Below are 15,965 nucleotides of genomic sequence, written 5' to 3' on the forward strand. Positions count from 1 at the left end.
TCTTAATAATTATATTCTTCTTTTGCAGCCATTAGTTCATTATACTCTTCTTTAGAACCTACAATTACATTATCGTAGTCTCTCATACCTGTACCAGCAGGGATTCTGTGTCCAACGATAACATTTTCTTTAAGTCCTTCAAGCATGTCTACTTTTCCAGCAACAGCAGCTTCGTTCAATACTTTAGTTGTTTCCTGGAACGATGCCGCAGAGATGAATGATTTAGTCTGCAACGAAGCTCTTGTAATACCTTGTAATACTGGAGTCGCTGTAGCCGTGATAACATCTCTTGCCACAACTTGATTTTTATCCGTACGCTTCAATAGTGAATTTTCATCACGCAATTGACGAGGAGAAACGATCTGTCCTGCTTTAAGGTTTTCAGAATCACCAGCATCTTCAATCACTTTCATACCGTAAAGTTTATCGTTTTCATAGATAAAGTCTTTAGTATGGATTAGTTGATCTTCAAGGAACAATGTATCTCCTGGATCTTGAACCTGAACTTTACGCATCATCTGGCGGATTACAACTTCAAAGTGCTTGTCGTTGATTTTTACCCCTTGCAGACGGTAAACTTCTTGAATTTCATTTACCAGGTATTGTTGTACTGCTGATGGCCCTTGGATTCTCAAGATATCATCTGGAGTAATTGCTCCGTCAGACAATGGCATACCTGCTTTTACGAAGTCATTTTCTTGTACAAGAATCTGGCTTGAAAGTTTCACAAGATATTTCTTGATTTCACCAAATTTAGACTCGATTACGATTTCACGGTTACCTCTCTTAATCTTACCAAATGAAACAACACCGTCAATTTCAGAAACAACAGCCGGGTTCGAAGGATTACGAGCTTCTAACAACTCCGTAATTCTTGGAAGACCTCCGGTGATATCTCCTGCTTTTGAAGAACGACGTGGTATTTTTACTAAAACTTTACCAGCTTTAATTTTCTCACCGTTTTCAACCATCAAGTGGGCACCCACTGGCAGGTTGTACGAACGGATCAATTCACCATCTTTTCCGTAAATCAATAAGGTAGGAATCAATTTCTTGTTTCTTCCTTCAGAAATTACTTTCTCCTGGAAACCAGTCTGCTCATCGATCTCAACCTGGAACGATTGTCCTTGTTCAAGATCTTCGTAAGCAACTTTACCTGTGAATTCAGAGATAATAACCCCGTTATATGGATCCCACTTACAGATTGTTGTTCCTTTTTCTACTACATCACCATCCTTAACAAAGATACTAGAACCGTAAGGGATGTTATGCGTATTAAGGACAATACCTGTCTTAACATCAAGTAATTTCAATTCTGTAGAACGAGAAATAACGATATCAGTAGTGTTTCCTTCAAGATCTTCACCTTTAACAGTTTTCAAATCTTCTATTTCAAGACGACCACTGAATTTTGTTGTGATGCTTGATTCTTCAGAAAGACCTCCAGCAACCCCTCCAACGTGGAACGTACGAAGTGTCAACTGTGTACCTGGCTCTCCAATCGACTGTGCAGCAATTACACCAACAGCTTCACCTTTTTGAGTCATTTTTCCAGTTGCCAAGTTTCTTCCGTAACATTTAGCACAAATTCCTTTTTCAGCTTCGCAAGTTAACGGCGAACGAACTTCCACTTTTTCAATTGGTGATTCGTCAATCAACTTAACAATAGCTTCTGTAATTTGTTGTCCGGCAGTTGCTAAAACTTCGCTAGTAAGCGGGTTGATTACATCTTGTAATGCCACACGTCCTAGGATTCTTTCTCCAAGAGTTTCAACAATTTCTTCGTTCTTTTTCAATGCGCCTACTTCAACACCTCTTAACGTACCACAATCTTCTGTGTTTACGATAACGTCCTGAGATACGTCATGCAATCTTCTTGTCAAGTAACCCGCATCGGCCGTTTTCAAAGCCGTATCCGCAAGACCTTTACGAGCACCGTGAGTAGAGATAAAGTACTCAAGGATCGAAAGTCCTTCTTTAAAGTTAGACAAGATCGGGTTCTCGATAATTTCACCACCACCAGCTGTCGATTTTTTAGGCTTAGCCATCAATCCACGCATACCGGTAAGCTGACGAATCTGTTCTTTAGAACCCCTCGCTCCAGAGTCAAGCATCATATACACAGAGTTGAATCCTTGTTGATCTTCTCTAATGTTTTTCATTGCTAATTCTGTAAGCAAAGCATTGGTTGAAGTCCATACGTCAATAACTTGGTTGTAACGTTCGTTATTGGTGATAAGACCCATGTTATAGTTCATTGAGATGCCTTCTACTTGTTCGTTAGCATCATCAATTAATGATTGTTTTTGATCAGGAATTTTAATATCTCCCAAACTGAATGACAAACCACCACGGAAGGCAAATCTGTAACCCATGTCTTTCATATTATCAAGGAAAGCAGCAGTTGTAGGAACATCTGTTACACTTAAAATTCCACCAATAATATCTCTTAACGATTTTTTGGTCAATACCTGGTTGATATATCCAGCTGCTTCAGGAACTACTTCGTTGAAAAGTACACGTCCGGCAGTAGTTTGGATAATTTTATAAACCAATTCTCCATTTTCATTGAAATCTTTAGCTCTGATTCTCACTCTAGCATTCAATTCCAATCTTCCTTCATTTAAGGCGATATTCACTTCTTCAGCAGAATAGAATGTCAATCCTTCACCCAAGATTTTGTGTTCTGGTGTTGACAAACGCTCTTTGGTCATGTAGTACAGACCCAAAACCATGTCCTGAGAAGGTACCGTAATTGGAGCACCGTTAGCAGGGTTCAAGATATTGTGAGAAGCCAACATCAACAATTGAGCTTCCAGGATAGCCTCTGGTCCAAGTGGCAAGTGAACTGCCATCTGGTCACCATCGAAATCCGCGTTAAACGCCGTACAAACCAATGGGTGAAGCTGAATCGCTTTTCCTTCGATTAGCTTTGGCTGGAACGCCTGGATACCCAATCTGTGCAATGTAGGAGCACGGTTCAGCAATACAGGGTGTCCTTTGATTACATTTTCAAGGATATCCCATACTACTGGTTCTTTTTTATCAATAATCTTCTTAGCCGATTTTACAGTTTTTACAATTCCTCTTTCAATCAACTTACGGATTACGAAAGGCTTGTAAAGTTCAGCTGCCATATCTTTTGGAAGACCACATTCGAATAATTTCAATTCAGGTCCAACGACAATTACCGAACGAGCAGAATAATCCACACGTTTACCTAAAAGGTTTTGACGGAAACGTCCTTGCTTACCTTTCAAGGAATCAGAAAGTGATTTTAATGGTCTGTTAGATTCTGTTTTTACAGCAGAAGCTTTTCTTGTGTTATCGAACAACGAGTCAACAGATTCCTGCAACATACGTTTTTCGTTACGAAGGATTACTTCAGGAGCTTTAATCTCCATCAATCGCTTCAAACGGTTGTTACGGATGATTACTCTTCTGTACAAATCGTTCAAATCTGACGTTGCAAAACGACCACCATCAAGCGGCACCAACGGACGCAATTCTGGCGGGATAACCGGAACTACTTTCATAATCATCCATTCCGGACGGTTCTCACGATTTTCGTTAGATTCACGGAATGATTCAACAACTTGAAGTCTTTTCAAGGCTTCAGTCTTACGTTGTTTAGATGTTTCGTTGTTTGCAGAGTGTCTTAATTCGTATGACAATTCATCCAAATCAATTCTTGCCAACAAGTCCATGATACATTCAGCACCCATTTTGGCGATGAATTTGTTTGGATCGTTATCATCTAGATATTGGTTTTCCATTGGAAGCGTATCTAAAATATTCAGATATTCTTCTTCTGTCAAAAAGTCCAATCTACGTAATGAGTCTCCATCAGGACCTTTTGCGATACCTGGTTGGATAACTACATATCTTTCGTAGTAAATGATCATATCCAGTTTTTTAGACGGAAGTCCAAGGATATAACCAATTTTGTTTGGAAGCGAACGGAAATACCAGATGTGAGCAATTGGCACAACTAAATTGATGTGACCTACTCTATCTCTACGTACTTTCTTTTCGGTAACTTCCACACCACAACGGTCACAAACGATACCTTTGTAGCGAATTCTTTTATATTTACCACAAGCACATTCGAAATCTTTTACAGGACCGAAAATTCGTTCGCAGAAAAGACCGTCACGCTCTGGTTTGTGGGTTCTATAGTTGATAGTTTCCGGCTTCAAAACCTCACCTCTTGACTCAGCCAAGATAGATTCTGGAGAAGCTAATCCTATCGAAATTTTGTCAAACCTTTTAATTTGGTTTTTATCTTTATTTCTGTTCATCATAGTCTTTACTATTGATATTGTGATATTGAAAACCTTTTATTTGCTTAAAGCCCAGAGTTTAGGATGGATATCCTAAACTCTGGAACTAAAAACTATTCCTCTAATCTGATGTCTAATCCAAGACCTTTCAATTCGTGCATCAATACGTTGAACGATTCTGGTAATCCTGGTTCTGGCATAGTTTCACCCTTAACGATAGCTTCGTAAGTTTTAGCTCTACCAATAACGTCATCTGATTTAACAGTCAAAATTTCTCTAAGCGTGCTTGATGCACCGTAAGCTTCAAGAGCCCAAACCTCCATCTCTCCGAAACGCTGACCTCCGAACTGTGCTTTACCTCCAAGAGGCTGCTGAGTGATCAACGAGTATGGACCGATAGAACGTGCGTGCATCTTGTCATCAACCATGTGTCCAAGTTTCAACATATAGATAACTCCGACAGTTGCAGGTTGGTGGAAACGCTCTCCTGTTCCTCCATCATAAAGGTACGTATGTCCGAATCTTGGGATTTCAGCCTCGTCAGTCAGTTTGTTGATTTGATCTAAAGAAGCACCGTCAAAGATTGGAGTAGCGAATTTTCTACCCAATTTCTGTCCAGCCCATCCAAGAACCGTTTCATAAATCTGACCGATGTTCATACGTGAAGGTACACCAAGTGGGTTCAACACGATATCAACCGGCGTTCCGTCTTCCAAGAAAGGCATATCTTCGTGACGAACGATTCTAGCAACAATACCTTTGTTACCGTGACGTCCTGCCATCTTATCCCCTACTTTTAGCTTACGTTTTTTAGCAATGTACACTTTTGCCAATTTCAAGATTCCAGCTGGTAACTCGTCTCCAACAGTAATCGTGAATTTCTCTCTACGCAATGCACCTTGAAGGTCGTTTAGCTTAATCTTATAGTTGTGGATCAAGTCGTTAACCATTTTATTGGTTTCGTCATCAGCAACCCACTGACCTTTGCTTAAGTGTGCGAAATCTTCAACAGCATTTAGCATTTTTTGAGTGTATTTCTTACCTTTTGGCAATACTTCTTCACCCAAGTCATTCATAACTCCTTGCGAAGTTTTTCCGTTTACGATATTGAAAAGTTTGTCAACAAGCTTGTCTTTTAATTCAACAAATTTGGTTTCAAATTCCATTTCAAGAGCAGCCAAATCATCTTTGTCTTTGCCTCTCTTGCGTTTATCTTTTACCGCTCTAGCGAATAATTTTTTATCAAGAACCACACCGTGCAATGAAGGAGAAGCTTTCAATGAAGCATCTTTCACATCACCAGCCTTATCACCAAAGATTGCTCTTAAAAGTTTTTCTTCTGGTGTTGGATCTGATTCTCCTTTTGGAGTGATTTTTCCAATCAGGATGTCGCCAGGTTTTACTTCGGCTCCAATTCTGATCATACCATTCTCATCTAAATCTTTGGTAGCTTCTTCAGAAACGTTTGGAATATCGTTCGTCAATTCTTCGTTACCTAGTTTAGTATCTCTAACCTCCAATGAATAATCATCGATATGGATAGATGTGAAAATGTCATCACGAACCACTTTTTCAGAGATTACGATTGCATCCTCGAAGTTGTACCCTTTCCAAGGCATGAACGCTACTTTAAGGTTTCTACCTAAAGCAAGCTCTCCGTTTTGAGTTGCATAACCTTCTGAAAGTACTTGTCCTTTAACAACTCTATCTCCTTTTCTAACGATAGGCTTCAAGTTGATTGAAGTACTCTGGTTGGTTTTTCTGAATTTGATCAAATTATAAGTTTTTTCATCTGGGTCAAAACTTACCATTCTTTCTTCATCAGTTCTGTCATATTTAATAGTGATGATATTAGCATCAACATATTCAACAGTTCCATCACCTTCTGCATTAATCAAAACTCTGGAATCAGACGCAACCTGTCTTTCAAGACCTGTACCCACGATTGGAGCATCTGGTCTTAATAGAGGAACCGCCTGACGCATCATGTTTGATCCCATCAACGCACGGTTCGCATCATCATGCTCCAAGAAAGGAATCAAAGATGCAGAAATCGAAGCGATCTGGTTTGGCGCAACGTCAGTATAGTGAACAACGTTTGGTTCTACAACCGGGAAATCACCTTCTTCACGGGCAATTACCTTATCGGCAGTAATCAATCCATCATCATTCATATCGATGTTGGCCTGAGCAATCATCTTGCCTTCTTCTTCTTCAGCGCTCAAGTAAACCGGTTCCGATACTAAATCTACTTTTCCGTTAGTTACCTTACGGTAAGGAGTTTCGATGAATCCCATTCCGTTTACTTTTGCATACACTCCAAGAGAAGAAATCAAACCGATGTTTGGTCCTTCCGGTGTTTCAATCGGACATAAACGTCCGTAGTGCGTATAGTGAACGTCACGTACCTCGAAACCTGCTCTTTCTCTCGAAAGACCACCAGGTCCAAGGGCAGACAATCTTCTTTTGTGCGTAATCTCTGCCAATGGGTTTGTTTGGTCCATGAACTGAGATAACTGGTTTGTTCCAAAGAAAGAGTTGATAACTGACGACAATGTTTTAGCATTAATCAAGTCAATTGGTGTAAACACCTCGTTATCTCTAACGTTCATTCTCTCGCGAATGGTTCTCGCCATACGAGCCAAACCAACACCGAATTGAGCTGAAAGCTGCTCACCTACAGTTCTAACACGACGGTTTGACAAGTGATCGATATCATCAATCTCTGCTTTAGAGTTGATCAATTCGATTAGGTACTTAACGATAGTAATGATATCTTCTTTGGTCAAAACTTGTTTGTCCATTGGGATATCAAGATCTAATTTCTTGTTCATTCTGTAACGACCTACTTCACCTAAGTTGTAACGTTGGTCTGAGAAGAACAATTTATCAATGATACCACGAGCAGTTTCTTCATCAGGCGGTTCTGCATTACGCAACTGACGGTAGATATGCTCAACAGCTTCTTTTTCAGAGTTTGTTGGATCTTTTTGCAATGTGTTGTGGATGATAGCATAATCTCCCTGATTCGCATCTTCCTTATGCAATAAGATTGTTTTTACATTAGCATCGATGATTTCTTCAACATTATCTTTATCGATAATTGTATCACGATCAAGGATAATTTCGTTACGTTCGATAGATACAACTTCTCCAGTATCCTCATCTACGAAATCTTCATGCCATGTATTCAAAACACGCGCAGCCAATCTTCGGCCAATGTATTTTTTAAGTCCTGTTTTTGATACCTTGATTTCTTCTGCAAGGTCAAAAATTTCAAGAATATCTTTATCTCTTTCGAAACCAATCGCTCTGAACAGAGTCGTAACTGGTAATTTTTTCTTTCTATCGATATAAGCATACATAACGCTGTTGATATCGGTAGCGAATTCTATCCAAGAACCTTTGAAAGGAATTACTCTGGCAGAATATAATTTGGTTCCATTTGCGTGAAACGATTGTCCAAAGAAAACACCTGGTGATCTGTGTAATTGGGAAACAACAACACGTTCAGCACCATTGATAACAAATGTGCCACTAGGCGTCATATAAGGAATTGTTCCAAGATATACATCTTGTACAATAGTTTCAAAATCTTCGTGCTCTGGATCTGTACAATATAGCTTAAGTCTCGCTTTTAAAGGAACGCTATAGGTAAGTCCTCTTTCTATACATTCTTGAATAGTATAACGTGGTGGATCAACAAAGTAATCTAGGAATTCCAATACAAATTGATTTCTTGTATCTGTAATTGGAAAGTTCTCCATGAAGGTATTGTAAAGCCCTTCGTTGCCTCTTTCGTCAGATTTAGTTTCCAGTTGGAAAAAATCCTTAAAAGATTTTACCTGAATATCCAAGAAATCCGGATACTGAGGAATATTTTTTGTCGAGGCAAAATTCAATCTTTCAGTCTGATTTGTTATCATCAATGGACAAAATTTTGATTAAAAAAAAGTAGTTTTTGTGTAGACACACAGTTTAATTATACTTTCTTTTTGTAATCAATACATCTTTAAAAATACAATGAGAAAAATTCAGTTCTATTTTTTGTCTTCGTATTGATCAAAAACTTTTTCGTATTTTAAACTATTATTATAATAAAACTTGATATAATTTTATTATACGAAAAATGGTTTAGGCCTTTGGACGTCTCTGTCCAAGGCCTAAACCTAGATATTTCAACTTAGTAAGCTTACTTAAGCTCAACTACAGCTCCAGCTTCTTCTAAAGATTTTTTAAGACCTTCAGCCTCGTCTTTAGAAACGCCTTCTTTAACGTTTGCAGGAGCAGCGTCAACTAAGTCTTTAGCTTCTTTAAGACCTAAACCTGTAAGTTCTTTTACAGCTTTAACTACAGCTAATTTAGAAGCACCAGCATCTTTCAATACTACAGTGAATTCTGTTTGCTCTTCAGCAGCTGCACCAGCATCACCACCACCAGAAACTACAACAGCAGCTGCAGCTGGTTCGATACCGTACTCATCTTTTAATATTGTTGCTAAATCGTTAACTTCTTTTACAGTTAAGTTAACCAATTGTTCTGCGAATTGTTTCAAATCTGCCATTTTTTCTATCGTTTAAATGATTTTTTTAATATAATTTATTTGTGCGTACTGATTAAGATTCAGCTCCTTCTTCGTTAGCGAATTGGTTCTTAAGAGCAGAAATAACTCTTTGAGCCGGAGACTGAAGTAATCCGATGATTTCTCCGATAACTTCTTCCTTAGATTTAAGTGAAGCAAGAGAATCTAAAAGGTTATCTCCAATGTAGATTTCATTGTTGATGAATGCCCCTTTAAAAACTGGCTTATCAGATTTTTTACGGAATTCTTTGATGATTTTTGCAGGAGCATTAGCTACGTCTGCAATGAATATAGAAGTGTTTCCTTTCAAAACTCCAGGTAGTTCACCGTAGTTGTTTTCAGAAGCTTCCATAGCTTTTTCAAGCAATGTGTTCTTAACAACTTCCAATTTAATACCAGCTTTGAAACAAGCTCTTCTTAAGTTTGAAGTAGTTTCTGCATTTAGTCCAGAAATATCTGCTACATAAACAATATTTGTACCAGCTAACTGTGCAGTTAAATCTCCAATCGCGATTGATTTTTCTTCTCTAGTCATACTAAAAATTTTTAACTACCAATTATACCGCTTTAGGATCTAAAGCAATAGCAGGACTCATTGTTGCTGAGATGTGGATACTCTTAATGTAAGTACCTTTCGCTGCAGTTGGTTTCATTTTGATTAATGTTTGAATAATTTCATGCGCGTTTTCTGAGATTTGCTCAGCACCGAAAGAAACTCTTCCGATTCCTGCATGAACGATACCAGTCTTGTCAACTTTAAAGTCGATTTTACCTGATTTTACTTCTTGAACTGCTTTTGCAACATCCATAGTAACTGTTCCAGTCTTAGGGTTTGGCATAAGACCTCTTGGTCCTAAGATTCTTCCTAATGGTCCTAGTTTACCCATTACAGCCGGCATAGTGATGATTACATCAACATCTGTCCAACCGTCTTTGATTTTTTGCAAATAGTCATCTAAACCTACGTGGTCTGCACCAGCAGCTTTAGCTTCAGCTTCTTTATCTGGAGTAACCAATGCCAAAACTCTAACATCTTTTCCAGTTCCGTGAGGCAATGTTACTACACCTCTTACCATTTGATTTGCTTTTCTTGGATCTACACCCAATTTAACAGCGATATCAACAGACTCATCAAATTTTGCAGAAGCAACAGACTTGATTAATGCAGAAGCATCTTTCAAAGAATACAGCTTATTTTTCTCAATTTTTGATGCAGCTTCTTTTTGTTTTTTTGTCAATTTTGCCATGTCTTTTCTTAATTAGAAGGAACGTCTCCCGTTACAGTTATACCCATAGATCTAGCTGTTCCAGCAATCATGCTCATAGCAGACTCAATTGTGAACGCATTCAAATCAGCCATCTTGTCCTCAGCGATAGCTCTAATCTGATCAACAGTAACTTTCGCTACTTTCTTACGATTAGGCTCTCCAGAACCAGACTTCAATTTTGCAGCTTCTAATAGTTGAATAGCAGCAGGTGGTGTTTTTACAACGAAGTCGAAAGACTTATCTTTGTAAACAGTAATTTGTACTGGTAACACTTTGCCAGGTTTATCTTGTGTTCTAGCATTAAATTGCTTACAGAACTCCATGATGTTAACTCCAGCAGCACCCAGAGCAGGTCCAACCGGTGGCGATGGATTCGCGGCACCTCCCTTAACTTGTAGTTTAACTACTTTACTAATCTCTTTAGCCATTGTTTAAAAAATTTAACGCATCATCTTGGAAGCGATAGATGCGGTTTTTACTATATATGTAACAAAAATTATACTTTTTCAACTTGCATAAAACTCAATTCTAATGGTGTTTTTCTACCGAAAATTTTCACCATTACCTCAAGCTTACGCTTTTCTTCATTGATTTTCTCAACAGTTCCATTGAAACCATTAAAAGGACCATCAACAACCTTGATTGTTTCTCCAACAGTGAAAGGAATAGCATGATTATCTGTCTTCACAGCCAACTCATCAACTTTACCTAACATTCTGTTTACTTCAGATTGTCTTAAAGGCACAGGATCTCCACCCTTAACTTCGCCTAAAAAACCAATAACACTAGTAATAGACTTGATAATATGAGGTATTTCGCCAACAAGATTAGCCTCAATCATAACATAACCAGGAAAATAGACTTTGTCTTTGCTGATTTTTTTTCCATCTCTTACCTGCACTACTTTTTCAGTAGGCACAAGTACTTGAGAAATATAATCAGCCATTCCCAATCTGTTGATTTCAGTTTCGATATAAGCTTTGACTTTGTTTTCCTGTCCGCTTACCGCTCTGACCACATACCATTTTTTCACATTATTATCCGCCATCTCAAAAAATTAACCTTTTATCAAATTAAAGAATCCAGCTAATGCTTTTGCGAAAATAACATCTACTCCCCATGTTGCCAAGGCGAATATCACAGAGAAAACAGCAACTACAATTGTCAAGCGCTGTACTTCTGCCCATTCCGGCCAAGTAACATTATTTTTTAATTCACCGAAAGCTTCGGTTATGTAATTAACAACTTTTGTCATTGTAATTTATTTTTGCACGGGCGGAGGGATTCGAACCCCCATCAACGGTTTTGGAGACCGCTATTCTACCCTTGAACTACGCCCGTTTATTAAAAACCAGCAGCATCCGAAAGGCGCTGCTGGTTCTTTAAGATATATTCTAATTACTCAACGATTTCAGTCACCTGACCAGCTCCTACTGTTCTACCACCTTCACGGATAGCAAAACGAAGACCTACGTTCATAGCGATTGGGCTCAACAAAGCCACATCGATAGTTAAGTTATCACCTGGCATTACCATCTCTACACCTGCTGGCAAAGAGATAACTCCTGTTACGTCAGTTGTACGTACGTAGAACTGTGGACGGTAGTTATTGTGGAATGGCGTGTGACGACCACCTTCTTCTTTTTTCAAGATATAAACCTCAGCTTTGAATTTAGAGTGTGGCTTAACAGATCCTGGCTTAATAATAACCATACCTCTTTTGATATCAGCTTTATCAATACCTCTCAACAACAAACCTACGTTATCTCCAGCCTCTCCTCTATCAAGGATTTTACGGAACATCTCAACTCCAGTGATTGTAGAAGTCAATTTGTCAGCTCCCATACCGATGATTTCAACAGCATCTCCAGTATTAGCAACTCCAGTTTCGATACGACCTGTAGCAACAGTTCCACGACCTGTAATTGTAAATACGTCTTCAACTGGCATCAAGAATGGTTTAGCAACGTCACGAACTGGCTCTTCGATCCAGTTGTCAACAGCTTCCATCAATTCCATAATTTTAGGAACCCATGTAGCATCTCCGTTCAATCCACCCAAAGCAGAACCTTGGATAACTGGACCATTATCTCCATCATATTCGTAGAAAGACAATAAGTCTCTGATTTCCATTTCAACTAGTTCTAACAACTCAGCATCATCAACCATATCCACTTTGTTCATGAATACAACAATTCTAGGAATACCTACCTGGCGACCTAAAAGGATGTGCTCACGAGTTTGCGGCATTGGTCCGTCAGTAGCAGCTACAACCAAGATAGCACCGTCCATCTGAGCAGCACCAGTAACCATGTTCTTTACGTAATCCGCGTGACCTGGACAGTCAACGTGCGCGTAGTGACGGTTAGCTGTTTCGTACTCAACGTGTGATGTATTGATTGTAATACCTCTTTCTTTTTCTTCAGGAGCATTATCAATCTGATCGAAAGATTTTGCAGCTGTTTTAGAAAAACCTGCTTCCGCCATTACTTTAGTAATCGCAGCTGTCAATGTAGTTTTTCCGTGATCTACGTGTCCAATTGTACCTATATTTAAGTGCGGTTTGGAACGGTTAAAATTCTCCTTTGCCATTTTACTTAATTTTAATCTTAGTTATATATTAGTGTTCAAATTCTTACTTACTTGAGCCAATGACGGGATTTGAACCCGTGACCTCTTCCTTACCAAGGAAGCACTCTACCCCTGAGCTACACCGGCAGGGAATCCCGATTAGGATTTATGATTTTGGATTTAAGATTTAGATATAAATCAAAAATCTTAACTCAAAAATCTTTGTTTTGTGGGGAGAGCAGGATTCGAACCTGCGAAGGTTTCCCAACGGATTTACAGTCCGTCCTCGTTGGCCGCTTGAGTATCTCCCCTAACCATTTTATTTTCAATCTAATAAAAGAACTGAGCCGATAGAGGGACTCGAACCCACGACCTGCTGATTACAAATCAGCTGCTCTAGCCAGCTGAGCTACACCGGCAAACTCAATAAAAAAAGTCCGCTATTTCTAACGGACTGCAAATGTATATCATTTTGTTTCTTAATCAAAATATTTTTGAAAAAAATTTATATTATATATGTGTTCTTATCTTTTCTTTTCGTTTCAGTAACAACCTCTCTAAAGCTTCAGACGAAAGTTCGACTCCTTCTTCGAATGTTTTGCATTGTTTTTTAACAATAAATTCATCTCCAGGAACATGGATTTTTATCTCCACTATCTTATTCTCCTTATCACTCGTTTTTTCTACCTTTAAAAAAACATCTGACGAAACCACTTTGTCATAGTACTTTTCTAACTTATCCAATCTGGCTTGAATGAATGCCACAAGCTTTCCGTCAACATTAAAGTTAACTGCATGAACGTTTACCTTCATAATAAATAAAATTTTATACGGTTGAACATTTTGAATTACTTCTGATTCCGGGGATGTGCATCTCCATAAACCTTTTTCAGCTCAGCTAAGCTGCTATGGGTATATATTTGAGTAGATGCCAAACTGGAATGTCCTAATAATTCTTTTACTGAGTTTAAATCTGCCCCATTGTTTAACATATGAGTCGCAAAGGTATGCCGCAAGACATGTGGACTCTTTTTTACTTTCTCTGAGACATTACTAAAGTACGTATTTATTAGTCGATACACAAGAGAATCGTTTAATTTAACTCCTTTTAACGTAAGAAAGAAAAACGCTTCATCCTTAATTTCTTTTAACCCAGCTCTTTCAGATAAATACAATTGGATTTGATTCTGTATTATTGACAATAAGGGAAGAATTCTCTCCTTATTCCTTTTTCCCAAAACCTTCAAAACTCCTTTTGACAAGTCCACATTAGACATTTTGAGCCCAATGAGTTCAGCCCGACGTATTCCTGTAGCATAAAACAAATCAATAATAAGTTTGTCGCGCACTCCTTCAAAACCTTCTGGATAGACGATATAATTCAGAACATTATCTAATTCTTTTTCAGAAAAAGGGATTTGCAGTTTCTTGGGTGTTTTTAACGCCTTATGCTTCAATAATGGACTCGCTTCAATTCGCTTTATTTTCAACAGGAACCTATAAAATGATTTCAGGGAAGAAATCTTTCGGTTAACAGATGTATTTGAGATACCGGCATCGACCAAAGAAACGATCCAGCTTCTGATTTGGCTGTAATTTACATCTTCCAAATCGTCCTGATCAAAATTCTGTTTTAAAAAAAAACCAAACTCAGACAGATCGTTAGTGTAGGCCATAACCGTGTGAAGGGAATAATTTTTCTCTTTTTGAAGATAATCCTTAAATGATTCTTTACTATCAAGCATAAAAAAACCGTTAGCATCAAAGGTATTAAACTTTCATGACTAACGGTTTTGTATCTTGAAGAAAATTAAATATTAATTCTCTAATTGATCTCTAAGATTTTGGATGTAACCTGCTTTTTGGATTTGAGCTCTTCTGACAACAGATGGCTTAATGAAAGCCTGACGTGCTCTTAGTTGACGAACTGTTCCAGTCTTGTCAAATTTTCTCTTATAGCGCTTTAATGCTCTATCGATATTTTCTCCGTCTTTAATTGGTATAATTAACATAATGTGACACCTCCTCTCGTTAAGGGTGCAAACTTATAAAATAATTACGAATTATGAATTATGAATTGCAAATTATTTTACAGCAGGTTTATAATTCTGCTTGTCAATTATTATTTTCGATAGAATTTCTTTTAAAATTTCTGACGTTCCTCCTCCGATTGGCCCTAAACGACTGTCTCTTAACAAACGTGCCAGAGGATATTCTTCCATATATCCATAACCGCCTAACATTTGCAAACAGCTATAAATTGTTTCATCAGCTACTTTGGTCGATTTTAATTTTGCCATCGAGGCTTCTTTCACCACGTATTCTTTTTGGTTTAACCTAGCAACTGTTGCATAGTTAAATATTTTGCAGTGTTCAACATCAGTTGCGTGCTCAACAATAGTATGTCGTAAAGCCTGAAATTTATCTATTGTTTTCCCGAATGCTTCGCGTTCCGACATATACCCTATAGTATACTCAATAGCGTACTCTGCTCTGGCATGAGCATTAATCGCCATGATTAATCGCTCTAATGCAAAATGCTGCATTATATAAGGGAAGCCTTTTCCTTCCTCTCCCATTAAATTCTCTTCAGGAATTTCAACATTATCAAATGCAATTTCGGCAGTATCTGAAGCTCTCCATCCTAATTTATCTAATTTTGTAGCCGCTATTCCTTTCAGATTAGAATCTACCAAAAACATGCTTATTCCTTTATTACCAGATTCTGGGTTTGTTTTAGCCGCAACTACATAATAATCTGCATAAACACCATTTGTAATAAACGTTTTTGAGCCATTAATAATGTATTTGTTGCCTTGCTTAATTGCTGTTGTACGCATTCCTGCAACATCACTGCCGCCAAAAGGTTCTGTAATACACAATGCCCCTATTTTGTCTCCCGAAATGCTTGGTGCTAAATAGTCTTGCTTAATTCTCTCATCACCTTCTGCATTTAAGTGTGTCATGGCTAAATAAGCATGAGCCCACATTGCTGCCGCAAAACCAGATGATTTAATTTTTTGAAGTTCCTCTAAAAAAACTACTGTGTAGAACAAATCCAGGTTCATCCCTCCATAAGCTTCAGGATAATTGATTCCGAAGAATCCCATTTCACCAAATTTTTTCCAAATGAAGCGCTCGATTGTTCCTGTTTTCTCCCATTTTTCAATGTGCGGGACTACTTCTTTTTGCAAAAAATCCTGCAGACTCTTTCTAAACAGTTCGTGTTCTTCAGTAAAATATATTGAATTCATATTTATA

Annotated in this window: 13 protein-coding genes and 4 tRNA genes; all 17 read right to left on the reverse strand. The window is 38.1% G+C overall.

Annotation, left to right across the window (positions count from 1 at the left end; all coding sequences use genetic code 11):
* Window positions 1-2: 2 nt before the first annotated feature.
* Window positions 3-4,304, reverse strand: coding sequence for a DNA-directed RNA polymerase subunit beta' (rpoC, locus tag ABH942_RS05660; RefSeq protein WP_370030014.1), 4,302 nt, complete (start codon window positions 4,302-4,304; stop codon window positions 3-5).
* 92 nt (window positions 4,305-4,396) lie between these two features.
* Window positions 4,397-8,209: a DNA-directed RNA polymerase subunit beta gene (gene rpoB, locus ABH942_RS05665; RefSeq protein WP_370030017.1), complete on the reverse strand. Its 3,813-nt coding sequence runs from the start codon at window positions 8,207-8,209 to the stop codon at window positions 4,397-4,399.
* Between the two features lie 266 nt (window positions 8,210-8,475).
* Complete coding sequence (gene rplL, locus ABH942_RS05670) at window positions 8,476-8,847, reverse strand: 50S ribosomal protein L7/L12 (protein ID WP_140002273.1); 372 nt, start codon at window positions 8,845-8,847, stop codon at window positions 8,476-8,478.
* A 52-nt stretch (window positions 8,848-8,899) separates the two neighbouring features.
* Entirely contained in the window at window positions 8,900-9,400 is a 501-nt protein-coding gene (rplJ, locus tag ABH942_RS05675; protein ID WP_140002270.1) for a 50S ribosomal protein L10, read from the reverse strand.
* Window positions 9,401-9,422: 22 nt separating this feature from the next.
* Complete coding sequence (rplA, locus tag ABH942_RS05680; protein WP_140002268.1) at window positions 9,423-10,112, reverse strand: 50S ribosomal protein L1; 690 nt, start codon at window positions 10,110-10,112, stop codon at window positions 9,423-9,425.
* A gap of 8 nt (window positions 10,113-10,120) precedes the next feature.
* Window positions 10,121-10,561: a 50S ribosomal protein L11 gene (gene rplK / locus ABH942_RS05685; protein ID WP_140002266.1), complete on the reverse strand. Its 441-nt coding sequence runs from the start codon at window positions 10,559-10,561 to the stop codon at window positions 10,121-10,123.
* Window positions 10,562-10,629: 68 nt separating this feature from the next.
* A complete protein-coding gene (gene nusG / locus ABH942_RS05690) occupies window positions 10,630-11,181 on the reverse strand; it encodes a transcription termination/antitermination protein NusG (protein WP_056069301.1) in 552 nt (183 codons plus the stop codon).
* Between the two features lie 9 nt (window positions 11,182-11,190).
* On the reverse strand, window positions 11,191-11,388 hold the full coding sequence (gene secE / locus ABH942_RS05695) for a preprotein translocase subunit SecE (RefSeq protein WP_370030020.1): 198 nt from the start codon (window positions 11,386-11,388) through the stop codon (window positions 11,191-11,193).
* A 15-nt stretch (window positions 11,389-11,403) separates the two neighbouring features.
* A tRNA-Trp gene (locus tag ABH942_RS05700) sits at window positions 11,404-11,474 on the reverse strand.
* Window positions 11,475-11,531: 57 nt separating this feature from the next.
* Entirely contained in the window at window positions 11,532-12,725 is a 1,194-nt protein-coding gene (gene tuf / locus ABH942_RS05705) for an elongation factor Tu (RefSeq protein ID WP_140002262.1), read from the reverse strand.
* 54 nt (window positions 12,726-12,779) lie between these two features.
* Window positions 12,780-12,851: transfer RNA gene (locus tag ABH942_RS05710), tRNA-Thr, on the reverse strand.
* A gap of 83 nt (window positions 12,852-12,934) precedes the next feature.
* A tRNA-Tyr gene (locus tag ABH942_RS05715) sits at window positions 12,935-13,015 on the reverse strand.
* 34 nt (window positions 13,016-13,049) lie between these two features.
* Window positions 13,050-13,123, reverse strand: a tRNA-Thr gene (locus ABH942_RS05720).
* Between the two features lie 91 nt (window positions 13,124-13,214).
* Complete coding sequence (gene hpf / locus ABH942_RS05725; protein WP_140002260.1) at window positions 13,215-13,517, reverse strand: ribosome hibernation-promoting factor, HPF/YfiA family; 303 nt, start codon at window positions 13,515-13,517, stop codon at window positions 13,215-13,217.
* A 35-nt stretch (window positions 13,518-13,552) separates the two neighbouring features.
* Window positions 13,553-14,449 (reverse strand): tyrosine-type recombinase/integrase, encoded by an 897-nt coding sequence (locus tag ABH942_RS05730; protein ID WP_370030023.1) that lies wholly within the window; start codon window positions 14,447-14,449, stop codon window positions 13,553-13,555.
* 72 nt (window positions 14,450-14,521) lie between these two features.
* Entirely contained in the window at window positions 14,522-14,716 is a 195-nt protein-coding gene (rpsU, locus tag ABH942_RS05735; RefSeq protein WP_140002256.1) for a 30S ribosomal protein S21, read from the reverse strand.
* A 72-nt stretch (window positions 14,717-14,788) separates the two neighbouring features.
* On the reverse strand, window positions 14,789-15,958 hold the full coding sequence (locus ABH942_RS05740) for an acyl-CoA dehydrogenase family protein (protein WP_370030025.1): 1,170 nt from the start codon (window positions 15,956-15,958) through the stop codon (window positions 14,789-14,791).
* Between the last annotated feature and the right edge of the window lie 7 nt (window positions 15,959-15,965).

It is taken from the genome of Flavobacterium sp. 28YEA47A (assembly GCF_041262125.1).
Taxonomy (GTDB): Bacteria; Bacteroidota; Bacteroidia; order Flavobacteriales; family Flavobacteriaceae; genus Flavobacterium.

Excerpts from the sequence above, each read along its gene's own strand:
- rpoC (WP_370030014.1), bottom strand. The coding sequence starts at position 4,304 with ATGATGAACAGAAATAAAGATAAAAACCAAATTAAAAGGTTTGACAAA.
- rpoB (WP_370030017.1), bottom strand. The coding sequence starts at position 8,209 with ATGATAACAAATCAGACTGAAAGATTGAATTTTGCCTCGACAAAAAAT.
- rplL (WP_140002273.1), bottom strand. The coding sequence starts at position 8,847 with ATGGCAGATTTGAAACAATTCGCAGAACAATTGGTTAACTTAACTGTA.
- rplJ (WP_140002270.1), bottom strand. The coding sequence starts at position 9,400 with ATGACTAGAGAAGAAAAATCAATCGCGATTGGAGATTTAACTGCACAG.
- rplA (WP_140002268.1), bottom strand. The coding sequence starts at position 10,112 with ATGGCAAAATTGACAAAAAAACAAAAAGAAGCTGCATCAAAAATTGAG.
- rplK (WP_140002266.1), bottom strand. The coding sequence starts at position 10,561 with ATGGCTAAAGAGATTAGTAAAGTAGTTAAACTACAAGTTAAGGGAGGT.
- nusG (WP_056069301.1), bottom strand. The coding sequence starts at position 11,181 with ATGGCGGATAATAATGTGAAAAAATGGTATGTGGTCAGAGCGGTAAGC.
- secE (WP_370030020.1), bottom strand. The coding sequence starts at position 11,388 with ATGACAAAAGTTGTTAATTACATAACCGAAGCTTTCGGTGAATTAAAA.
- tuf (WP_140002262.1), bottom strand. The coding sequence starts at position 12,725 with ATGGCAAAGGAGAATTTTAACCGTTCCAAACCGCACTTAAATATAGGT.
- hpf (WP_140002260.1), bottom strand. The coding sequence starts at position 13,517 with ATGAAGGTAAACGTTCATGCAGTTAACTTTAATGTTGACGGAAAGCTT.
- ABH942_RS05730 (WP_370030023.1), bottom strand. The coding sequence starts at position 14,449 with ATGCTTGATAGTAAAGAATCATTTAAGGATTATCTTCAAAAAGAGAAA.
- rpsU (WP_140002256.1), bottom strand. The coding sequence starts at position 14,716 with ATGTTAATTATACCAATTAAAGACGGAGAAAATATCGATAGAGCATTA.
- ABH942_RS05740 (WP_370030025.1), bottom strand. The coding sequence starts at position 15,958 with ATGAATTCAATATATTTTACTGAAGAACACGAACTGTTTAGAAAGAGT.